Source organism: Sporocytophaga myxococcoides DSM 11118, from assembly GCF_000426725.1.
In the GTDB taxonomy this organism is placed as follows: domain Bacteria; phylum Bacteroidota; class Bacteroidia; order Cytophagales; family Cytophagaceae; genus Sporocytophaga; species Sporocytophaga myxococcoides.
Genome location: NZ_AUFX01000006.1, coordinates 520,675 through 541,394, shown reverse-complemented (window position 1 = coordinate 541,394; position 20,720 = coordinate 520,675). Strand labels below are relative to the sequence as shown.

Genomic DNA, 20,720 nt, shown 5'->3' with positions numbered 1-20,720 from the left:
ATAAGAAGGGCTCCCATTGGAGCCCTTCTTATTTTACTTGATTTTGAATTCTTTCTTTACAGCTTCTACATGGTCAAGTTTTTCCCATGTGAAGAATTCAACTTTTTTACTTACAGTTTTCTTGATCTCTGTTTTCTTTTTGCCATCATCTTTTAGCTCCACATAAGAAAGATCTACTTCTTTTATAAATGGTTCTCTTCCCATATGGCCATATGCAGCTGTTTCAGAGAAAATAGGGTTTTTAAGGCCTAATCTTTCAACAATAGCTTTTGGTCTCATATCAAAAACATTCAATACTTTGGAAGCGATCTGAGCATCGGTCATATTTACTTTCGCTGTTCCGTAAGTATTTACAGTTAAAGAAACTGGTTTTGAAACACCGATTGCATAGGCTACCTGAACAAGTATTTCTTCTGCAACTCCCGCAGCAACAAGGTTTTTAGCAATGTGTCTTGCTGCATATGCTGCGCTTCTGTCAACTTTAGAAGGATCTTTTCCAGAGAATGCTCCACCGCCGTGTGCACCTTTTCCTCCATAAGTATCAACAATAATTTTTCTTCCTGTTAATCCTGAATCTCCGTGAGGTCCGCCAATTACGAATTTTCCGGTTGGGTTGATGTGGAAGATTGTTTTACTGTCAATAAGTTTTTTAGGAATCACAGAAGGGATTACTTCATTGACCATGTCATTTTTGATCAATTTCAGCATATCTGCATCTTTCCCAAAGTCATCGTGCTGAGTGGAAATAACGATAGTATGCACTCTCTTAGGCTTGCCGTTGTCGCCATACTCAATTGTAACTTGAGATTTTGCATCTGGACGCAGGTAAGTCATTTTCTTGCCTTTTTTTCTGATCTCAGCTAACTTTTTTACCAGTCTGTGAGAAAAAGCCAAAGCCATAGGCATATATTCAGGAGTTTCTGTTGTTGCGTAACCAAACATCATCCCCTGATCACCAGCTCCCTGATCTTTATCAATGCCTTCTCCTTCATTAACACCTTGTGCAATATCTGGTGACTGTTGGTGAAGTGCAGTAAGTATACCACAAGAGTCTGCTTCAAACATGTACTCTGCTTTGGTATACCCGATTTTCTTAATAGTATCTCTTATAATATTCTGAGTGTCAATAGTAGCCTTAGTAGTAACTTCACCGGCAACTACAACTAGTCCTGTAGTAACCATCGTTTCACAAGCAACTCTTGAATGTGGATCTTGTGCAAGAATTGCATCAAGGATTGCATCTGAAATCTGATCAGCAACCTTATCAGGGTGACCTTCCGACACGGATTCTGAGGTAAATAGGTATGACATTATTTTTTTAGGTTTAAAGGTATCTTATTTAAGAATAACTAATTATCAAAGTTAAATTAAAATCCAACAACACAAAAAACTTAATCAGTTTCTTCCAAAAAATAGAAATACTGTGGGCTTTTTGTTAAGATCTGGTAAATTTTTTTTCCATTCATTAAGGTTTTTCGTCTGAATAAATTGCTGAGGTCCTGTAATATCACAAGCTATACAAAGTTGGGTTTCAGGATTGCCAGTCGCAATTATATCTTCTAAAAATTTATTATTGCGGTAAGGTGTTTCGATAACTATCTGTGTGGCTCTCTTGTCCCAGGCTTCTCTCTCTATGGCTTTAAAAGCCTTAATTTTTTGATCTTTATCTATTGGAAGATAACCTTTAAAGCAGAAATACTGACCATTGAAACCTGATGCCATTAATGCCATAAAGATGGAAGATGGGCCTGGAAGAGGCACTATATCCCATTTTTTTTTATGTGCAATTGCAACAGCTAAAGCTCCTGGGTCAGCTATGCCAGGACAGCCAGCTTCAGATAATACACCAATATTTTTTCCTGATGGAACTGTTTCAAATAATTTAATGGCCTCTTCTTTTGAAGTATCTTTATCAAGTTGATAAAAGATAAGGTCTTCTATTTTTCGTCCTGTTTTTAGCTCACTTATATATCTTCTAGCTGTTTTAATATTTTCAGCAAAATAATAATCAGTTTCTTTAATAACTTCAGCTATCGCCGGAGCCATCATCTGAAGGGCAGTGCCTTCTGCCAGTATTGAGGGAATCAGATATAATTTGGAAGTTTCAGATTCGGGAATCGACATTGTATTTATATTTGTTGATCATTTAAAGTGCTAAAATATGAGTGAATTTCAAGGCTTAGGAAAAGGGTTGATTATAGGTGGTATTATTTTCGTCGTTATTGGGTTGATACTATTGTTTTCTGATAAAATACCCCTATTAGGCAAACTCCCGGGAGATATTGCGATTAAAGGAAAAAACTGGTCATTCTATTTTCCTTTGGCTACAAGTATTTTACTTAGTATTCTTATTTCGTTAATCTTGTTCGTTATAAGAAAATTATTCTGAATCAAACTCAAAAATCAGATTGATAAATTCGACTGGTTTTTCAGCATGAATCCAGTGGCTTGCGCCTTCAATTGTTTTTAACGTAGAGTTTGGGAATATCTTTTTAATAATTGGTTCATCAGAGAGTTTTATATAATCACTTTTGCCACCTCTAACAAATAGAGTGGGTGTGTTGATTACTTCTGAATCATTAATTCCAGCACCTACAAATTCAATTTGTTTTGTGATTACACTCAGGTTTATTTTCCATTTGAATTGTCCATTTTCATCTCTGCCCAGATTCTTTAACAGAAATTGTCTGGTAGGTAGATCTTTAATATGAGCCGACAATTGAGTATCAGCATCTGTTCTGCTTTCAAGTGTTTCAAGGTTAACGCTATTCAGCCCTGCTAATATGGTCTGGTGGTGTGGCGCATAATATCTTGGTGCAATATCAGAAACGACTAATTTTCTAACCAATTGCGGATATTTCTGAGCTAATTTCATACTCGCTTTTCCACCCATTGAATGGCCCACTATCAAAGCATTCTTTATGGAATGATCTTCCATAAATTCTTTAATGTCATCTGCAATCACATCGTAATTCATTATATCACTCCAAGGCGAATTGCCATGGTTTCGTTCATCTATAACGAATACTTGATACTTTTTAGCCAACTCTTTGGCAACAGAATATAAATTGTCAGAAGATCCAAATAATCCATGTAACAGAATTAAAGGTTCCCCTGATCCTAGTTCTTTATAATATAATTTCATCCTTTAGTTTAATTCTTTAAGATACATTTGGATTGTATTCTCTAGTCCAAAATAAAGAGCATCGCATATGAGTGCATGCCCTATAGATACTTCATCAAGATTAGAGATATTGTCTTTAAGGTATTTTAGATTTTTAAGATCAAGATCATGTCCTGCATTAAGTCCTAATCCAAGAGAAGCAGCTTTCTGGGCAGCAACTATATATTCGGAAATAGCTTTTACCTTATCCTTTGAAAAATTTTTTGCATAAGGTTCGGTATAAAGTTCCACTCTGTCAGCACCAGCTTCTGCAGCTCCTTCAACCATTTGTTCTACAGGATCTACGAATAGACTTACTCTAATCCCACATTCTTTAAAACCCCGGATAACATCTTTTAAAAAATCTTTATATTTTATTGTATTCCAGCCAGCATTGCTTGTAATAGCTCCCGGAGGATCAGGTACAAGAGTTACTTGATGTGGTTTGATTTCTTTTACAAGATCAATAAATTTTCCTTCAGGATTCCCTTCAATATTAAATTCAGTTTTAATCACTTCCTTTAAAGCATAAACATCCGCATATTTGATATGTCTCTCGTCTGGTCGCGGGTGAACTGTTATTCCTTGAGCTCCAAATCGTTCGCAATCCAATGCAACTTGGATCAAATCGGGATTATTGCCCCCTCTGGAATTTCTCAATGTGGCTATTTTATTTACATTTACACTTAAGCGGGTCATTGTTTTTTCTTTTTCTGAAAAATAATTTGACTATTTTTGACGACAAATAAATTCAATATTCTATTAAATTTCAAAAGATGAGTTTAAAAGAAAAAATCGATGCTGATATAAAATCGGCAATGCTAGCAAAAAACAAAGATGAATTGCGTGCATTAAGAAGTATAAAATCTCTTATTTTATTGGCAGAGACTGATAAAGGCGCTCAGGGAGAGGTTTCTACAGATGCAGAAATTAAGCTTTTAACAAAGGCGGCAAAACAAAGAAAAGAATCAGCTGAAGTTTATGCCGGACAGGGAAGGGCGGACTTGGAAAAAATTGAGCTTGATGAATTAGCAGTAATCGAGAAATATTTGCCGAAGCAGCTTTCTGAAGATGAAATAGCTGCAAAACTGAAGGAAATAATTGCTGAAGTTGGAGCCAAAGGTCCTGGAGACATGGGAAAAGTTATGGGCGCTGCAACTAAGGCATTTGCAGGAACAGCAGATAATAAAGTTGTTTCAGCATTAGTTAAATCATTGTTGAGTCAATAAGAAATAAAGTGGAAATCTTTGATATAATAGTTATTCTGATTCTTGCACTTGGGGGATATGCGGGATATAAAAAGGGACTGTTATTGGAAATAGTTACCTTTCTGGCATTCATAATTGCAGTGTTGTCTGCATTTAAGCTTCTCAAAGAAGGAATGAATTGGATGCAACCATATATGAAAGATTTCCCCCAAATGCTGCCTTATGTTACATTTACGATAATCTTTTTGTTGGTTTTTGTCGGAATATACTTTTTTGGTAAATTCTTAAAATCAATACTTGATTATACACTTCTTGGCACATTTGACAGCGCTGCCGGAGCATTTGTAGGAGTTCTAAAAACTGCTTTCATAATTAGTTTGTTTATTTGGTTGACAAGTGCCGCCAAGCTGGAGTTTATTTCTAAATATGGGCAAAAATCATTTGCTTATCCTGTGCTTGCTTCTTTTGCGCCAAATACAATCCACGTTGTCAGCTATATAATACCATTTCAGGATATTTTTCCAGCATTAAAGAAGATACTTGAAAACCAAAAGGCTTGATAGTACTGATTGATAATTTAGATTCATATACATATAATCTTCTTCATCTTTTTCAAAAGCTGGGAGTGGTATGTACATGCATGCGAATCGATGAAATTGAAGATCTTGAAGCTTTGAATTCTTTCTCGGGAATTGTCTTATCTCCAGGTCCAGGAAATCCTAAAGACCAACAACTACTTCTTTCAATTATTGAAAAATTTTGGAGGCTTAAGCCAATATTAGGTATATGCCTTGGTCATCAGGCAATCGGATACTTTTTTGGTTCTGAAATTGTTAAAATGGACAAGCCTATGCATGGCAAGATTTCATTATTAGAAGTAGTGTATAAGGATCCGGTATTTGAAAATATTAATGAGGATTTTAATATTGTTCGATACCATTCTTTAATTCTGGGAAAATTGCCACCAGTGCTTAAAGTTCTGGCTGAATCAAATAATAATGAGATTATGGCAATAAGGCATATTACTCAGCCAATTTATGGGTTTCAGTTTCATCCGGAGGCAGTTTTATCCGAAAATGGTGAAAAACTTATACAAAACTGGCTTAGTTTATCCTTTACTATAAAGTAATATTTCAAACTTTGTTTTAATTTGCACGTTAATAAAATTACATCTTCACATCATGACTTTTACAGTTAAGCAAGAAAAAGAATTCAAATATATTGATGAAGGTAAAGGCGAAGTTCTTTTACTGCTACATGGGCTTTTTGGGGCACTAAGCAATTGGGAGGGAGTAGTTAAAGAGTTTACTTCTAACTACAGAGTCATAATTCCTTTAATGCCTATTTATGAAATGCCTGTTAGGTCAGCAAGTGTAGAAGGTTTGGTGGCTTTTATAGAGAAGTTTGTCAACTTCAAACAGTTAAGTGATTTAACTTTGCTTGGTAATTCACTTGGCGGACATGTAGGACTTGATTATACTTTGAAAAATTCATCAAAAGTCAAGCGGTTGGTTTTGACTGGAAGTTCAGGGTTGTTTGAAAATGGAATGGGAGGGTCATATCCTAAAAGGGGAAGTTATGAATATGTGAAAGAAAGAGTAGGTTATACATTTTACAATCCTGCCACTGCAACTGAAGAGCTTATAAAAGAAGTTTTTGACATTACGAAAAGTATACCTAAGTGTATGAATATTGTTGCCCTTGCAAAATCTGCCCAAAGGCACAATATGGCCAAAGACGTTCCAAATATTAAAATTCCAACTTTGTTAATCTGGGGACTTAATGATACGATAACACCACCATTTGTCGCTCATGAGTTTAATCGATTAATAAAAAATTCGGAATTAAGATTTATCGACAAGTGCGGACATGCTCCAATGATGGAAAATCCTGAGAAGTTTAATGCTTTTGTTCACAAATTCCTGGAGTCTACTGTATGATTGCCGAAGAACTAATAAACCAGATGATTCCTCCATTGAAGGTTTCTGATTCAGCAGAGAAAGCAAAGAAATGGATGGAAGAGTTCAGGTTAACCCAATTGCCTGTTGTTGAGAATAATAATTTTTTAGGATTTCTTGAAGAACAAGCTTTGTATGAAAAAGATGACTTCACCGTACCAATTTCAAACATAAGGTTAGTTAATAAAGAGCTGGTAGTAAAACCTTCTTCTCATTTTTATGATGTAATAAAGTTGGCATCTAAAAATAAGTTGCAGATCGTACCCGTAGTGAATGATGATTCAAAATTTGTAGGCGTTATTTCAGTAAATGAAACATCATTTGCTATGGCTCAAATGTTTGCAACTCAAGGGCCAGGTGGGATTATTGTACTATCTATGCAGGATAAAGACTATTCATTGTCTCAGATAAGCAGGTTGGTAGAGGCAAATGATGCCAAAGTTTTAAGTTCATTTGTTTCTAATGATGAACTTGATCCGAATAAAATAAAACTTACTCTCAAATTAAATAGAACAGACCTTACAAGAATTATTGCGACTTTTGAAAGGTATGATTATAAAATAATTGCTAATTTTCAGGAAAATGAACTGACAAGTCACGATAAAGAAAGACTTGATTTACTGTTTAAGTATCTGAATATTTAGAATGAAAATTGCAATACACGGCAGAACCTTTAATAATGACGCTATCCCATTTATCCAGGAAATGTTTGATAACCTTAAATCAAGGGAGTCAGAAATCCTGGTTTATAAGAATTTCTCTGTTTTTCTCGATAAGGTAGGGATTAAATATAATAATGCTAATATTTACAGTCACCATGAGGAGTTAGAAGATACAGATTTTTTATTTAGTATTGGTGGAGATGGAACCTTTTTAGAATCTGTCTCATTTGCCGGACCTCAACAAATACCACTTCTTGGAATCAACACAGGGCGTTTAGGATTTTTAGCAACAACTCCTCGCGAAAAAATCTTACAGGCTATTGATTCAATTTATAAACATACCTATAAATTCGAAGAAAGAACTTTGATTCATTTGGATTCTGATCTTGATTTATTTAATGGTGTTAATTTTGCATTGAATGAATTCGCTATTTTGAAGAGAGATATCTCATCTATGATAGTAGTGCATACTTATATAAATGGAGAATATTTAAATTCTTATTGGGCGGACGGATTAATTATTTCAACTCCAACAGGTTCCACGGGCTATTCTCTAAGTTGTGGCGGACCTTTAGTTATGCCAAGTACAAACAATTTTATCATTTCTCCGGTTAGTCCTCATAATCTTAATGTAAGGCCAATGATTGTTCCGGATAGTAGTGTTCTTTCTTTTGAAATAGAAGCCAGAAATAAAAATTTCCTTATTTCACTCGATTCCAGATCAAAATCAGTACCTGTTAAAACCAAACTGACAGTAAGAAGGGAGAAATTTAAAGCTAAAATAGTTGAGTTAGAAGGGTATAATTATTTTCAGACACTAAGAAATAAGCTTAACTGGGGCTTAGATTTAAGGAATTAATTTTTATTTTAATAAGAAAAATTTGACTTTAATTGTTAACTTAGCGTAATAATCGAATTAATTTTATTTCTTGCAAGAAATTTATTGAGTTTTAAACTCTTATAGGATATGAAAAAGTTATTACAATTAGGACTTTTATTATTTTTAGTTTCCTTTTTCAATGAGGGATCATTTGCCCAAGAGTTCAACAAGAAAAATCGCTATTATAGTGTTGGAGTTACACTTAATGCAATGAACTATGTAGGTGAATTGGATCCCGGTCCAAGCTTTGCTCGGCCAGGCATAAAGCTAACAAGACCTAACTTTGGTATTGAAGGACTAGCAAGACTATATCCAAGATTTTCACTGAGAGGAGCTATATCTTATGGGCGAATAAAAGGTAGTGATGATAAAAGTGCAAACTATAATGATAAAAACCTTTTCAGGAGAGCAAGAAATCTTTCAGTGCGAAATGATATTTTTGAGGTTAAAGTAGATGCAGTTATTGATCTGATTGGCCATAGAGGTAAATATGTAAGACGTGCCGATTTCACACCTTACGGATTTATAGGTATCGCATATTTTCATCATAATCCTAAAGCAGAAAGCCCGGATGCATTTGGTGGCAAATATGTTGCTTTAAATCCATTACAAACAGAAGGAAAATCTTATTCTTTAAATCAGGTTGCAATTCCATTTGGTTTAGGCGTGAGATATAAATTATCCAAACAGCTAGACTTGGCATTTGAATTAGGATGGAGATACACATTTACAGATTATCTGGATGATGTAAGTTCTTATTATGTTGATAAAGGAGACCCTGAAACAAGTCTTGCAGCGGCAATGGCTAATAGGACACTTGAAGGTGGAGTTGAAAGAGATCCACAGTTATTTGCGAAGTTGGGTGATCAAGAAAGATTACAATTTGATTCAAATGGAAAATTAATCGGAATCAGAGGCGTGTCAAATCCAGGAGATCAAAGAGGTGATAAAAATAAAGACTGGTACATTGTAACTGGCTTTCATTTGACTTACATTATTCCTCCGAGAGTTGTTTGTCCTAAGTTTAGATAAAAGATAAAACTTTGAATAGAAAAAATAATAGAATAGCAGGAAGGATCCTTTCTGCTATTTTTCTCTTTATAGGAGTTTCGGTTGCTAATGTTAATGCTCAGGTTCATGAAATTGGATTAGGCGCTGGAGGGTTCAATTATACAGGAGAACTTGCAAGAAAATTCAACCCATTATTTTATCGTCCGGGAGCTGAGATTTTTTACAGACTTAATTTTAGCCCTGCTGTTGCATTAAGAGGAGCATTTAGTTTTGGAGGGATATATGGGGCTGAATTAAAATCGAAAGACCCTGTTGCTAATTACAGACAGGGCGAATTTAAAAATAACCTCACTGAGGTATCAGCTACTTTGGAATATAATTTTTTTAATTTCAGAGCTCCAAAAGATTCAAGAAAAGCTCAAAGCTCATCTAGGATTACTCCATATTTTACAGGTGGTATTGCATTTTATAATACCCAACAAGACCTTGGAACGGGAAATAGTTTTTTTAATGTTGCAATTCCCATTGGCCTGGGCTTCAAATACCAGTTGACTGAACATTGGAATCTTGGTGGAGAGTTTGTGGCAAGAAAAACATTTACTGATTACCTTGACGGAGTAAGGGAGGGTACTATCAATTACCGCAGAACTGGGGATATTTTAAAAACTGATTGGTATTATTATACTGGATTAACTGTTAGCTACACTTTTTACAGCGTCAAATGTCCTGCTATTTATCATAAATAAGTATTTCATTTTTCAAAAGTCGAATCATTTCGTACCTTTGGTTTTCTCATTGGGCCAAAGGTAGATGAACTTAATTGAACAAATTGATAAGACCAAAATTCCAGCGCATATTGCTATTATTATGGATGGGAATGGCCGATGGGCTAAGAAAAAGGGAGCAATAAGCAGAATTTTCGGTCATAAAAGTGCTATCACTTCTGTAAGAGAAGCAACCGAAGGTTGCGCAAAAATTGGGGTTAAGTATCTTACTCTTTATGCATTTTCCACAGAAAACTGGAGCAGACCCAAAGAGGAGGTGGATGCCCTTATGCAACTTCTTGTTTCAACAATCAAAGGAGAAGTAAAGCAATTAAATCAAAATAACGTCCGCCTTTCTACTATCGGTAATTTTAAAGACTTGCCTACTTCCTGTCAAAAGGAATTATCAGAAGCAATTAACGCTACTAAAAACAATACAGGGCTTACTCTTACGTTAGCTCTGAGTTATAGTGGCAGATGGGATATTTTGGAAGCTACAAGAAAGCTTTTAGAAAAGGTAGAACGAAACGAATTAAAGTCGAAAGACCTAACTTTGGAGATGATTTCAGATTGTGTTTCAACAGCAGGTATTCCAGATCCGGAGTTAGTAATAAGAACCAGTGGAGAGTTTAGAGTGAGTAACTTTCTGTTATGGCAAATTGCATATTCAGAATTTTATATAACAGATATTTTATGGCCCGACTTTAGGGAGGGCGATTTGTATAATGCAGTGCTTTCTTTTCAAAAGAGAGAAAGAAGATTTGGAATGATCAGCGAACAACTGAAACAAGTTTAATGAAAAGAATTTTTTTAATTGCACTAATAAGTATCCTATTTCCTATTTCGGTTCTGTTAGCCCAACCAATTAAGAGGGAGTACATAAACCCAAGCTATTCTAATCCCGAACAATATATTATCGGAGGAATAACCGTAAGCGGTATTCAGTTTTTGGATCCGCAGGCAGTTATTGCTATAACCGGTTTGAAAACTGGGGATCCGATTACAATTCCTGGTGAGGATATTACCAATGCCATAAAAAAGCTTTGGGATCAGGGACTGATTGGAGATGTAGAGGTATCTGTTCAGAATGTTGAAGGAAGAAAGATATACCTTGATTTCAATCTGAAAGAAAGGGCTAGACTTTCTCGGTTTGTGTTTAAGGGGGTAAAGAAAAACGATGAAAAAGATCTTAGTGACAAGATTGGCATTGCCAAAGGCAAAATTGTCAACGACGCTATGATAAAAAATGCCCAAAAGAAAGTTAAGGATTTTTATCTGGATAAAGGGTGTCTTAATACAGAGGTTACCATTACCCAGGTTAAAGATACAGTAGTTTCTAACAGTATCATTCTAAAAATTAATGTAGACAAAAAACGCAAAGTTAGAATCCGCAACATTATAATTAACGGAAATGAAGCTTTTAGGGATCAGAAATTAAAAAAGAAAATGAAGAAGACAAAAGAAAAGCGTTGGTATAAGCTTTTCACAACTTCTAAACTTCTTAAAAAAGAATACGAACAGGATAAAGCGAACGTAATAGAATATTATAATTCTCAAGGTTATAGAGATGCAGAAATAACATTTGATACCATCTATAAGCTCAATCATAAATCTGTCAATATAAAGATGGATATTGAGGAAGGGAAAAAGTACTATTTTGGAAATATCACATGGACAGGAAATTTTATTTATGATGATAAAACTCTTAGCAGAATATTAGCTATTAACAAAGGCGACGTTTACAATCTTGCAAATCTGCAGAAGAGATTAAATTATAATCCAAGCGGAGCTGATATCAGTTCATTATATCTGGATGATGGATATTTATTCTTCAGTGTAGATCCTGTTGAAGTGCTTATTAATGGTGATTCTATAGACATAGAAATGCGTATTTATGAAGGCCCGCAAGCTACTATAAAAAATGTAACTGTGTCTGGAAATACGAAAACACACGATCATGTCGTATTGCGTGAAATCAGAACTTATCCAGGCCAGAAGTTCAGTAGGGCAGACCTTATCAGATCACAAAGAGAAATAGGTCAATTAGGGTATTTCAATGCTGAAACCATTGGTGTGAATCCGATACCAAATCCTCAGGAAGGAACAGTTGATATTCATTATACAGTAGAAGAGAAGCCAAGTGATCAGATTGAACTTTCAGGAGGATGGGGAGGTTACTTTGGTTTTGTAGGTACTTTAGGACTGGTATTTAATAATTTCTCTGCCAGAAATTTATCTAAACCAAAAACATGGAGTCCACTTCCTGCGGGAGACGGACAAAGGTTAGCTTTGCGTCTGCAGGCAAATGGTAGAGCATATCAGACTTATTCGCTTTCATTTACCGAACCATGGCTAGGAGGAAGAAGACCTCAATCATTCTCTATCAGTTTGTCTAGGTCAGCTCAAAATCTATATAACAGCAGCACTGGAAAATATAATGCCGGACACCTTTATGTAACAGCGGCAACAGTGAGCTTGGGCCGAGAATTGAAATGGCCTGATGATTACTTCTCATTAAGTAATTCACTTTCCTTTGTGAAATATGACTTAGATAATTATTCTTCTGCTTATGGAATCGGAGGAATTGGGTTTACTACTGGATATGCAAACAACTTCTCATTCATTACTTCTATTTCAAGGAATAGTGTTAATGATTTTACATTCCCGACCGGAGGTTCAAATCTTAATTTAACGATAACAGCTACTCCTCCATATTCATTATTTAACGGTGTAAATTACGAAAATCCGAAATTATCCAGTCAGGAGAGATACAGATGGATTGAGTTTCATAAATGGATGGTAGATCAATCCTGGTTTGTTCCTCTTGTACCTCCAAGAAAACCAGGTGGAAGAAGCCTCGTGTTAAACCTTAGAGCCCACCTGGGATTTATAGGCTCCTACAAAAAATCTACAGGAATAGGACCTTTTGAAAGGTTTATTATGGGAGGTTCCGGTATTACAGGATATAATTTCTTGTTAGGTTCAGATATCATAGGGTTAAGAGGTTATCAGGACAATGTTATTAAGCCTGTTCCGCAAGGTGGAACGATATTTGACAAGTTTGTTGCAGAGATCAGATACCCGGTAAATTTAAGTCCTGCGCTTTCAGTGTTTGTTCTGGGTTTCTTTGAAGGTGGGAATAATTGGAACAATTTCCAGGACTTTAATCCGTTTAAGGTTTATAGATCAGCAGGGGTTGGTACGAGAATTTTTATGCCAGCTTTTGGTATGATTGGTCTTGATTGGGGATATGGTTTTGACGCAGTCCCAGGATTAAATAAAGGAAGTAAAGTTACTTTTACCATCGGACAACAAATCCGCTAAAAACATGAGAACTTTAGGAGTGCTATTTTTACTTTGCCTGATTACGCTTAGCGTTAATGCTCAGAAGTTCGGGTATATTGATAGTGACTATATTCTGAAGAAATTACCAGAATATGCAAAAGCTGAAAAGGAACTAAATATGCTCTCTTCCAAGTGGCAGGCAGACATCGAAAAGATGAAAAAGGAGTATGAAAAAATGCAAACGGATTTTAAAGCCGAAGAAATTTTGCTCACTGAAGATATGAAGAAAGAACGCCTGGATACTTTAGCAGGAAGAGAAAAAGCAATTAAAGAATATCAAAAGAAGATTTTCGGTTTTGAGGGAATGATATTCTTAAAAAGGCAGGAGTTGATGAAGCCAGTACAGGATAAGGTGTTTGAAGCAGTAGAAAAAGTTGCCAAAGCTAAAAGCCTTCAGATTATATTTGATAAATCCGGAGATCTGGTAATGGTATATACCAACCCTATTCATGATTATACTGATTATGTCCTTGAAGAATTAGGCTTAGGTGATCCTAACGACACCGCGGAAAAATAACCTTAAATAAAATTTTCTATTATATTTACGACATGAAAACAAAACTATTCGTTACTGCATTTTTGATATTCTTTGCTGGAAATTTTTTCGCCAGTGCACAATCAAATTTGAAATTGGGTTATACTAACCTTGATTATATATTAGGCTTGTTGCCTGAGGCAAAAAAGATCGAATCTGAGTTGAAAGATTATGAAAAACAACTTCAGGCTCAGTTGCAAAGCAAGTATAGTGAATACGAGAAGAAACTTCAGGATTACCAAAAAGGTGTTCAGGCAAATCTTTTTACAGATCTTATAAAAGAAGATAAGGAGAAAGAATTGATGAATATGCAGAACTCTATCAAGCAATTTGAGGAAAATGCACAAACAAGCCTTCAAAAGAAACAAGTATCCCTATTGGAGCCTGTACTTGAGAAAATTCAAAAGGCTATTGATCAGGTAGCTGAGGAGAACAATTACTCTTACATTTTCAGTACCCATGCTGATTATGGAGGATCTGCTATAATCCTTTACGCAAAAAGCAAAGATGATAATATCTCTGATCTTGTACTTAAGAAACTAGGAGTAACACCTCCAGCTCCAGGCGCAACAGATGCTAATAATAATACAGGGATCGGGACTGGTGCTGGTGCAGGAACAGGCGCAGGCACAACTCAACCTAAACCAGCTGAGAATAAACCTGCAGGATCAGGTGCTCCGGTAAAAAAGAAATAATTATTGTAAATCAGAATGAAAAAGCCTCCTTGTGAGGCTTTTTTTATATCTCCTCTCTTTTACCTTCTCTTATTAATTAAAACAATTCACGAATTTATTTTATTATCATTTTATGAAAAAACCTGACTTTCTAAAAGTTGGTGATGTTGTTGGGGTAGTAGCTACTGCTAAAAATTTCCTTCCTGAAGAGCTTAATGCTGGTATTGAAATAATTAAAAGCTGGGGGGTGAAAGTTAAAGTTGGTAAGAACTGTTATAATCATTTTCATCAGTTTGCTGGGACAGATGAAGCAAGATTTTCAGATTTGCAAGAATTTTTAGATGATAAAGAAGTTAAGGCAATTATTTGTGCCAGAGGAGGATATGGCACGTCAAGGATAATTGACGATATAAGTTTTAGTGGTTTTGAAGCTCATTCCAAATGGGTAGCAGGCTTTAGTGATGTCACAGTTTTATTAACTCATCTTAATTCAATAGGGTTTCAGTCCATTCATTCAAGTATGCCTGTAGTTTTTGGTAAAAATCATAACCGGCATTCAATTCAAACACTTCGAGATACTTTGTTCGGAAAGCTTAATCCTTTTCAGTTCCCATATCACAAGTTAAACCGAACAGGTAATATAGAAGGGCAAATTGTGGGAGGGAATTTATCTATACTTGTTTCCCTAATAGGAACATCATCGGATATTTCAACAGAGGACAAAATTCTGTTTCTTGAAGATGTTGGAGAAAATCTTTACAGGATAGACAGGATGATGATTCAGTTGAAAAGAGCTGGTAAATTAAATAAGTTAAAAGGACTTATTGTAGGGCATTTTAGCGATATGTCAGATAACACGGTACCCTTCGGAAAATCTGCTTTTGAAATCATTGCTGATTCGGTTAAAGAATATACATACCCTGTCGGCTTTAATTTTCCGGCAGGGCATGAAGCAGATAACAGAGCTTTTATACTTGGAGCAAAATATATTCTCAACGTGAATTCAAAAGAATCTGTAGTCGTTTACTGTACCACAGATAATTTAAATTATTCTTCATAAACTGTCTGGAGTACTGTTTGGCCTACTGCTTTTAATGTATTTTTATCAATAACACTCATATTGTCATTGTGAGTGTGCCAGTATGATCCAAAATAATTTCCATCAGAATTTTCAAATTCAATAATATCAATCATTGGTATTTTGGCAATCTGGTTAACATAAAGGTGGTCATCTGTTATTTGAGCAGTTTCCTGGTAAATAAAATGTTTTCCAAATCCTAGTCTGTTTGCAATATCCCATACTTTTTTAACAATTGAAGGTGCATAAACCATAGAAGTACCTTCCATTCCAAATTTGGCATCTTTGCCTCCAACCATGTCTAACAAGATACCAAAGTATGCCGTATAATCACCTTTGTTTTTTGCCCAATATTGAGAGCCAAGGCACCATGAATCGTATTGTTGATCCCCCTGATAGAATTCAGGTTGTCCATAATCTTCCCCGTCAAATAAAATAATATCAACCCCTACATTTGGCTTTGTATTTTCACTAAGCAATCTGGCTATTTCTATAAGAACTCCAACTCCACTGGCTCCATCGTTTGCACCTAGTATTGGACTCTTTTGGTTTATTGAATCCTGGTCTGCAAATGGTCTTGAATCCCAATGGGATGTCAGTAATATTCTTTTTGTTGCTTTCAGATTAAATGATGCTTTAATGTTTTTAAGATTCAGCATTTTTCCATCAAAAGCCTTCGACTGAAATTCCTGAACAATTATAGTGTCAGCAAAGGTTTGTAGTTTTGAAATAAGAAAAGAACCACATTTTTGATGGGCAGGAGTATTAGGCACTCTTGGGCCAAAAGCCACTTGTTGTTCAATAAATTTGTATGCTGAATCACTATTAAACAGAGGCGCCTGAACTAAAGGCTTGGAAACCTGAGGTTGCTTATCCTGTTTTGGTTTATCCTCTCCACAAGAAGAAAGAATAAATAAAGAGAAAGCTGCAATTACTGCTATTGAGAAATTATTCTTCATATGCCCAATCAATGGAATTTTTGGAATCTCTTATTACAAGACCCGCTTCTTTAAAATACTTTCTGATTTTATCAACCTTCTCATAATCTTTAAGAGATTTGGCGTCCCTGTAAAATTCAAGTAAGCCTTCGATTAACGACTCATTTTCATTAATTCCTTCCTCAAGAAGACCAAGGATATTTTCGGTTATGTTAATAAAAGTATCCTTTACTTTACTTAAAGTTTCGGATGAAATCTGATCGATATTTAGTGCACCTGTTTGAAAACCATTTATTTTTTTCAAAAGGTTAAACAAACTTGCAATAGTAATAGCTGTATTAAAATCATCATTCAGCCCTTCGAAGCAGGCCTCTGAGAGCTTTTTAAGTTCAAGGTCCAAAGCTTCATTGCATGGTTCTGAAACCTCTGGATTTTGACTTAGATATTTAACAAGCTTTAAACCATTTAAAAGTTTTTTATAACCTTTTTGTGCCGCAATTAATGCCTCATTTGAAAAATCTAATGTGGATCTGTAATGCGCCTGCAAAATAAAAAACCTTATGGTCATTGGTGTGTATGCTTGTTTTAACAAAGCATGTTTCCCTGAGAAGAGCTCGTCCATGGTGATAAAATTTCCCAAAGATTTACCCATTTTCTGACCATTAATGGTGATCATATTGTTATGCATCCAGTACTTTGCCGGCTCAGCATGATTTCCTGCAGTTGCTTGTGCTATTTCACATTCATGGTGTGGGAACATTAAGTCCATCCCTCCCCCGTGAATATCAAAATGTTTTCCAAGATATTTGGTACTCATTGCAGAGCATTCAATATGCCATCCAGGGAATCCTTCTCCCCATGGAGACTGCCATTTCATAATATGCTCCGGAGAAGCTTTTTTCCAAAGAGCAAAATCAAGAGAATTAGCTTTACCGGATCCATCGAGCTCTCTTGTACCTGTTATTAAATCCTCTATAACCCTACCAGACAGCTTTCCATAGTGGTTTGATTTGGAATACTTAACCACATCAAAATAGACAGAACCATCTACAACATAACCAAAACCGCTATCTATGATTTTTTCCGTAAGATCGATTTGCTCAAGGATATGGCCGCTTGCATGTGGCTCGATAGATGGAGACAAGACATTCATCCTGTTCATAATTCTATGGTAAGCATCGGTATAATGCTGAACTACCTCCATTGGCTCCAATTGCTCAAGTTTTGCCTTTTTTGCAATTTTGTCTTCCCCCTCGTCTGCATCATTTTCCAAGTGTCCTACATCAGTAATATTTCTGACATACCTGACTTTAAATCCAAGAAACTGAAGGTATCTGAAAACTATATCGAATGTTATTGCTGCTCTTGAATGACCTAGGTGAGGATCCCCATAAACTGTTGGGCCACATACATACATTCCCACATAAGGCGCAAGTATGGGTTCAAATACTTCCTTTTCTCTGGAAAGAGTATTGTAAATTTTTAAGTCCTTATTCATGCTGCGAATTTAAATAAAACGGTGGTAATGACTTGATAAAAATTAATTTTCTATAAAAACGTCTGCAGAAATCGGGAAATGGTCCGACCCCCAGACAGAATCATGAGTTTTAAAATTAATAAATTTGATTTGCTTCGAAGCAAAAATGTTATCAATTCTTAAAAAAGAATATTTGCTAGAATAGGTAAAGCCAAAACCATCTCCTTTCTCCTCAAATCCATTTTTAAAATGATTTCTGAATTGCTCATAAACATAGCTATACGGGACATCATTAAAGTCTCCGCAGATAATTGCAGGATATGGGCTATTGTTGATATGTTTGAGTATTTGTTTTAATTGTTCAGCTCTTTCAAGTGCTCCGCGTTTATATTTTTTAATTGAGCTAAATAGTAATTCTTTTTCAAACTCTGACCCTGTAAAGATTTTTTGATCGATATTCATCGATTGTAGATGAACATTGTATACACGTAAAGTTTTATTTTTATTTATTTTAATATCAGCAAACATCGCCTGGTTAAAAGTACTACTGGTGAATTTTACTTCTCCGGATTTAATAATTTTATATTTTGATAATATTGCCAAGCCAAGTTTTTGAGGGGGAATATCGTAATAAGGAATAATTCTATTATTAGGGTAGTTTTTTTTAAAGATCTTAATTGTGTTCAACTCTTCTATGGTATTATTAGTATAAAATTCCTGAATACAAACAATTTGAGCACCACTTTTTTTAATCCAATTGATTGAGTTTTGAGATTGTTTGATTTTCTGTTCACCCTTTTTATGGTAGGCGCTAAAAACGCGAACATTGTAACTTGCAATTTTTATTTGTTCCCCATCTTTTTTGTGTAAGCTCAATTGAAATGTTCTCCCAAAATATTTGAAGCCACCGAAAAGAAGTAATAAAAAAAATATGATCGCTTTGTAATGATTTTTTTTGAAAGAATTTAAAAAGATTAAAAAAATATTAAGTAATAGAAAAAATGGGATTAACAGGGGGATCAAAATAAGAATTTGAACTTTTTGGGGAGGAAATTCATTGGAAGTATATACGAGAAGAATTCCCCCAAAAATTAGAACTGTGAAGATTAAATTCACTGATAACCAACCATTATCAACTGATTTCATTGAAAGTATTATTTCTGTAAATAAAATTTTAATTTTAGGTAATATTTTTTGAAAAAAAAGAATTTTGGTTAATTTTGCATTGTTCAAATTTAGGATAAGTATGATTAAGAGGGGACATAGTCCCCTCTTTTATTTATAAATTATTAATGAAGATAGAGGAGAAGTTACTTCATATTGCCGAAAAATACCTTTCCAGCGATGATTTGTTCATTGTTGATTTAGTTATTACAGGCAATTCAGGAAGGCAAAAGATAAGCATAACTCTTGATGGTGATAAGGGAGTTGATATTGATACATGTGCATATCTGAGCAGAAAGGTAGGGAACGAGATTGAAGAATACAATTTAATTGATTCGGCCTATGTACTGGAAGTTTCTTCCCCAGGGATAGATCAGCCATTGAAATTAAAGAGGCAGTATTATAGGAATATTGGTCGAAGAGTAAGTGTTACTTTATTAGACGAAAGTCAAATTGATGGTCTGCTGAAAGAGGTTAGCGAAGAGTTAATAGTTCTGGATGCAGAAAAGAAAGATAAAGCGTCAAAAAAAAATATAATAGAAAGCCGTCAAATCGCTTTCAGAGATATTAAGAAAACAAATGTTCTAGTTTCATTTAAATAAGGAAATGGAGAGTTCAATATTAATCGAGTCATTTGCGGAATTTGCAAAATTTAAAAACATTGATCGTCCGACAATGATAAGGATTCTGGAAGATGTTTTCAGAACAATGATCAGAAAGAAATTTGTCACAGACGAAAACTTTGATGTTATTATCAATGTTGACAAAGGTGACCTTGAAATTTGGCGTATTCGCGAAATAGTTGATGATGAATTTGCAGAAGATAGTTTTGACTTTGATGAAAATAAACATATTTCCCTTACTGATGCAAGAAAGATAGAGGCAGATTTTGAAGTTGGGGAAGAAGTAGCCGAAGAAGTTAAACTTATAGACTTTGGTAGAAGGTTGGTAATGACAGCTCGCCAAACTCTTATCCAGAAAATTAAAGACCTTGAAAAGGATATCCTTTTTCAAAAATATAAAGAAATAGTTGGCGAAATCATCGCTGGTGAAGTATATCAGATTCTAAATAAAGAAGTTCTTTTATTGGATGGAGAAGGTAATGAACTAGTATTGCCAAGGAGTGAACAGATTCCAAAAGACAGATTCAGAAAAGGCGATAGCGCAAGAGCTATTGTTCATCGTGTGGAAATGCACAATGGTAATCCCAAAATTATCTTATCCAGAACATCCCCAGCTTTCCTTGAAAGATTATTTGAAAGTGAAGTCCCTGAGGTTTATGACGGTCTGATTTCTATCAAAAAAGTAGTAAGAGAACCAGGAGAAAGAGCAAAGGTAGCAGTAGAATCCTATGATGATAGAATTGATCCTGTTGGAGCATGTGTTGGTATGAAAGGATCTAGGATCCACAGCATAGTTAGAGAATTAGAAAATGAAAATATTGATGTTATCAATTTTACAGACAATCTGGAGCTTTATATTGCAAGAGCTCTTAGTCCTGCTAAAATTGGAAATATCAAAATTGATGGTGATGAAGGTCGCGTTTCTGTATTCTTAAAGCCTGATCAAGTATCGCTAGCTATAGGTAAAGGCGGTCAAAATATAAAATTGGCAAGCAAACTTGTAGGTATGGAAATAGACGTATTCCGCGAACTTTCAGAACAGGAAGAGGAAGATGTCGATCTTTCAGAGTTTAGCGATGAAATTGAATCCTGGATTATCGAGGAGTTAAAAAGAGTTGGGTTGGACACTGCTAAAAGTGTACTAGCACTAACAAAAGAAGACCTTGTTAGAAGAACAGAACTAGAAGAGGAAACGATTGAAGATGTTCTTAGTATTCTGAAGCAAGAATTCGAATAAAAA

Annotated in this window: 23 protein-coding genes; 16 read left to right on the top strand and 7 right to left on the bottom strand. The window is 35.1% G+C overall.

Annotated elements, in window-relative coordinates:
- Nucleotides 1-33 precede the first annotated feature (33 nt).
- Nucleotides 34-1,311: a methionine adenosyltransferase gene (gene metK, locus K350_RS0110835; protein ID WP_028979937.1), complete on the bottom strand. Its 1,278-nt coding sequence runs from the start codon at nucleotides 1,309-1,311 to the stop codon at nucleotides 34-36.
- An 84-nt stretch (nucleotides 1,312-1,395) separates the two neighbouring features.
- On the bottom strand, nucleotides 1,396-2,124 hold the full coding sequence (locus K350_RS0110830; protein ID WP_028979936.1) for an SAM-dependent methyltransferase: 729 nt from the start codon (nucleotides 2,122-2,124) through the stop codon (nucleotides 1,396-1,398).
- 37 nt (nucleotides 2,125-2,161) lie between these two features.
- Here K350_RS0110830 and K350_RS0110825 point away from each other — a divergent pair, with 37 nt between their 5' ends.
- Entirely contained in the window at nucleotides 2,162-2,389 is a 228-nt protein-coding gene (locus K350_RS0110825; RefSeq protein ID WP_028979935.1) for a DUF2905 domain-containing protein, read from the top strand.
- Here the strand turns inward: K350_RS0110825 and K350_RS0110820 are convergent.
- Together K350_RS0110820 and K350_RS0110815 are read right to left on the bottom strand one after the other, a co-directional pair.
- Nucleotides 2,381-3,145: an alpha/beta fold hydrolase gene (locus tag K350_RS0110820; RefSeq protein ID WP_028979934.1), complete on the bottom strand. Its 765-nt coding sequence runs from the start codon at nucleotides 3,143-3,145 to the stop codon at nucleotides 2,381-2,383. The two genes, K350_RS0110825 and K350_RS0110820, sit on opposite strands and share 9 nt — an antisense overlap.
- Before the next feature lie 3 nt (nucleotides 3,146-3,148).
- Complete coding sequence (locus K350_RS0110815; RefSeq protein ID WP_028979933.1) at nucleotides 3,149-3,862, bottom strand: pyridoxine 5'-phosphate synthase; 714 nt, start codon at nucleotides 3,860-3,862, stop codon at nucleotides 3,149-3,151.
- Between the two features lie 77 nt (nucleotides 3,863-3,939).
- Between K350_RS0110815 and K350_RS0110810 the strand changes: the two genes are divergently transcribed.
- The 13 genes from K350_RS0110810 to K350_RS0110750 all read left to right on the top strand — a co-directional run bounded on the left by K350_RS0110810 (nucleotide 3,940) and on the right by K350_RS0110750 (nucleotide 15,260).
- The gene (locus K350_RS0110810) at nucleotides 3,940-4,392 is read left to right on the top strand and encodes a GatB/YqeY domain-containing protein (protein ID WP_028979932.1); all 453 of its coding nucleotides are present in this window, start codon (nucleotides 3,940-3,942) and stop codon (nucleotides 4,390-4,392) included.
- 8 nt (nucleotides 4,393-4,400) lie between these two features.
- Complete coding sequence (locus tag K350_RS0110805; protein WP_028979931.1) at nucleotides 4,401-4,931, top strand: CvpA family protein; 531 nt, start codon at nucleotides 4,401-4,403, stop codon at nucleotides 4,929-4,931.
- Nucleotides 4,928-5,500, top strand: a complete 573-nt coding sequence (locus K350_RS0110800; RefSeq protein WP_028979930.1) for an anthranilate synthase component II — start codon at nucleotides 4,928-4,930, stop codon at nucleotides 5,498-5,500. The genes K350_RS0110805 and K350_RS0110800 overlap by 4 nt, the downstream gene beginning before the upstream one ends.
- 52 nt (nucleotides 5,501-5,552) lie before the next feature.
- Complete coding sequence (locus K350_RS0110795) at nucleotides 5,553-6,311, top strand: alpha/beta fold hydrolase (RefSeq protein ID WP_028979929.1); 759 nt, start codon at nucleotides 5,553-5,555, stop codon at nucleotides 6,309-6,311.
- Nucleotides 6,308-6,973: a CBS domain-containing protein gene (locus tag K350_RS0110790; RefSeq protein WP_028979928.1), complete on the top strand. Its 666-nt coding sequence runs from the start codon at nucleotides 6,308-6,310 to the stop codon at nucleotides 6,971-6,973. Before K350_RS0110795 ends, K350_RS0110790 begins: the two co-directional genes overlap by 4 nt.
- A gap of 1 nt (nucleotide 6,974) precedes the next feature.
- The gene (locus K350_RS0110785) at nucleotides 6,975-7,850 is read left to right on the top strand and encodes an NAD kinase (protein WP_028979927.1); all 876 of its coding nucleotides are present in this window, start codon (nucleotides 6,975-6,977) and stop codon (nucleotides 7,848-7,850) included.
- Nucleotides 7,851-7,958: 108 nt separating this feature from the next.
- A complete protein-coding gene (locus K350_RS0110780) occupies nucleotides 7,959-8,903 on the top strand; it encodes a DUF6089 family protein (protein ID WP_028979926.1) in 945 nt (314 codons plus the stop codon).
- Nucleotides 8,904-8,914: 11 nt separating this feature from the next.
- Nucleotides 8,915-9,628 carry a type IX secretion system protein PorG gene (gene porG / locus K350_RS28290; protein WP_051313039.1) on the top strand — a complete coding sequence of 238 codons (714 nt, stop codon included), beginning with the start codon at nucleotides 8,915-8,917 and terminating at the stop codon, nucleotides 9,626-9,628.
- Nucleotides 9,629-9,692: 64 nt separating this feature from the next.
- A complete protein-coding gene (locus tag K350_RS0110770; RefSeq protein WP_028979925.1) occupies nucleotides 9,693-10,442 on the top strand; it encodes an undecaprenyl pyrophosphate synthase in 750 nt (249 codons plus the stop codon).
- Entirely contained in the window at nucleotides 10,442-12,970 is a 2,529-nt protein-coding gene (gene bamA / locus K350_RS0110765; protein ID WP_028979924.1) for an outer membrane protein assembly factor BamA, read from the top strand. The genes K350_RS0110770 and bamA overlap by 1 nt, the downstream gene beginning before the upstream one ends.
- A gap of 4 nt (nucleotides 12,971-12,974) precedes the next feature.
- Complete coding sequence (locus tag K350_RS0110760; protein WP_028979923.1) at nucleotides 12,975-13,508, top strand: OmpH/Skp family outer membrane protein; 534 nt, start codon at nucleotides 12,975-12,977, stop codon at nucleotides 13,506-13,508.
- A gap of 32 nt (nucleotides 13,509-13,540) precedes the next feature.
- Nucleotides 13,541-14,221, top strand: coding sequence for an OmpH/Skp family outer membrane protein (locus K350_RS28285; protein ID WP_051313038.1), 681 nt, complete (start codon nucleotides 13,541-13,543; stop codon nucleotides 14,219-14,221).
- A 112-nt stretch (nucleotides 14,222-14,333) separates the two neighbouring features.
- Nucleotides 14,334-15,260, top strand: coding sequence for a S66 peptidase family protein (locus K350_RS0110750; protein WP_028979922.1), 927 nt, complete (start codon nucleotides 14,334-14,336; stop codon nucleotides 15,258-15,260).
- On the opposite strand, the gene K350_RS0110745 is transcribed toward K350_RS0110750, so the two are convergent.
- The 3 genes from K350_RS0110745 to K350_RS28280 are packed head-to-tail and all read right to left on the bottom strand — an operon-like array spanning nucleotide 15,248 to nucleotide 18,926.
- Nucleotides 15,248-16,237, bottom strand: coding sequence for a M28 family peptidase (locus K350_RS0110745; protein WP_028979921.1), 990 nt, complete (start codon nucleotides 16,235-16,237; stop codon nucleotides 15,248-15,250). The two genes, K350_RS0110750 and K350_RS0110745, sit on opposite strands and share 13 nt — an antisense overlap.
- Nucleotides 16,227-17,714, bottom strand: coding sequence for a cysteine--tRNA ligase (gene cysS, locus K350_RS0110740; RefSeq protein WP_028979920.1), 1,488 nt, complete (start codon nucleotides 17,712-17,714; stop codon nucleotides 16,227-16,229). The genes K350_RS0110745 and cysS overlap by 11 nt, the downstream gene beginning before the upstream one ends.
- 42 nt (nucleotides 17,715-17,756) lie before the next feature.
- Complete coding sequence (locus tag K350_RS28280; RefSeq protein WP_156026996.1) at nucleotides 17,757-18,926, bottom strand: endonuclease/exonuclease/phosphatase family protein; 1,170 nt, start codon at nucleotides 18,924-18,926, stop codon at nucleotides 17,757-17,759.
- Nucleotides 18,927-18,985: 59 nt separating this feature from the next.
- Between K350_RS28280 and K350_RS0110730 the strand changes: the two genes are divergently transcribed.
- Nucleotides 18,986-19,459: a ribosome maturation factor RimP gene (locus K350_RS0110730; RefSeq protein WP_028979919.1), complete on the top strand. Its 474-nt coding sequence runs from the start codon at nucleotides 18,986-18,988 to the stop codon at nucleotides 19,457-19,459.
- A gap of 4 nt (nucleotides 19,460-19,463) precedes the next feature.
- On the top strand, nucleotides 19,464-20,717 hold the full coding sequence (nusA, locus tag K350_RS0110725) for a transcription termination factor NusA (RefSeq protein ID WP_028979918.1): 1,254 nt from the start codon (nucleotides 19,464-19,466) through the stop codon (nucleotides 20,715-20,717).
- Nucleotides 20,718-20,720: the final 3 nt, after the last annotated feature.

Excerpts from the sequence above, each read along its gene's own strand:
- K350_RS0110795 (WP_028979929.1), top strand. The coding sequence starts at position 5,553 with ATGACTTTTACAGTTAAGCAAGAAAAAGAATTCAAATATATTGATGAA.
- cysS (WP_028979920.1), bottom strand. The coding sequence starts at position 17,714 with ATGAATAAGGACTTAAAAATTTACAATACTCTTTCCAGAGAAAAGGAA.
- K350_RS0110820 (WP_028979934.1), bottom strand. The coding sequence starts at position 3,145 with ATGAAATTATATTATAAAGAACTAGGATCAGGGGAACCTTTAATTCTG.
- K350_RS28285 (WP_051313038.1), top strand. The coding sequence starts at position 13,541 with ATGAAAACAAAACTATTCGTTACTGCATTTTTGATATTCTTTGCTGGA.
- K350_RS0110830 (WP_028979936.1), bottom strand. The coding sequence starts at position 2,124 with ATGTCGATTCCCGAATCTGAAACTTCCAAATTATATCTGATTCCCTCA.
- K350_RS0110760 (WP_028979923.1), top strand. The coding sequence starts at position 12,975 with ATGAGAACTTTAGGAGTGCTATTTTTACTTTGCCTGATTACGCTTAGC.
- K350_RS0110745 (WP_028979921.1), bottom strand. The coding sequence starts at position 16,237 with ATGAAGAATAATTTCTCAATAGCAGTAATTGCAGCTTTCTCTTTATTT.
- K350_RS0110810 (WP_028979932.1), top strand. The coding sequence starts at position 3,940 with ATGAGTTTAAAAGAAAAAATCGATGCTGATATAAAATCGGCAATGCTA.
- nusA (WP_028979918.1), top strand. The coding sequence starts at position 19,464 with ATGGAGAGTTCAATATTAATCGAGTCATTTGCGGAATTTGCAAAATTT.
- K350_RS0110790 (WP_028979928.1), top strand. The coding sequence starts at position 6,308 with ATGATTGCCGAAGAACTAATAAACCAGATGATTCCTCCATTGAAGGTT.
- metK (WP_028979937.1), bottom strand. The coding sequence starts at position 1,311 with ATGTCATACCTATTTACCTCAGAATCCGTGTCGGAAGGTCACCCTGAT.
- K350_RS0110780 (WP_028979926.1), top strand. The coding sequence starts at position 7,959 with ATGAAAAAGTTATTACAATTAGGACTTTTATTATTTTTAGTTTCCTTT.
- K350_RS0110785 (WP_028979927.1), top strand. The coding sequence starts at position 6,975 with ATGAAAATTGCAATACACGGCAGAACCTTTAATAATGACGCTATCCCA.
- K350_RS0110770 (WP_028979925.1), top strand. The coding sequence starts at position 9,693 with ATGAACTTAATTGAACAAATTGATAAGACCAAAATTCCAGCGCATATT.
- bamA (WP_028979924.1), top strand. The coding sequence starts at position 10,442 with ATGAAAAGAATTTTTTTAATTGCACTAATAAGTATCCTATTTCCTATT.
- K350_RS0110815 (WP_028979933.1), bottom strand. The coding sequence starts at position 3,862 with ATGACCCGCTTAAGTGTAAATGTAAATAAAATAGCCACATTGAGAAAT.
- K350_RS0110750 (WP_028979922.1), top strand. The coding sequence starts at position 14,334 with ATGAAAAAACCTGACTTTCTAAAAGTTGGTGATGTTGTTGGGGTAGTA.
- K350_RS0110730 (WP_028979919.1), top strand. The coding sequence starts at position 18,986 with ATGAAGATAGAGGAGAAGTTACTTCATATTGCCGAAAAATACCTTTCC.
- K350_RS0110825 (WP_028979935.1), top strand. The coding sequence starts at position 2,162 with ATGAGTGAATTTCAAGGCTTAGGAAAAGGGTTGATTATAGGTGGTATT.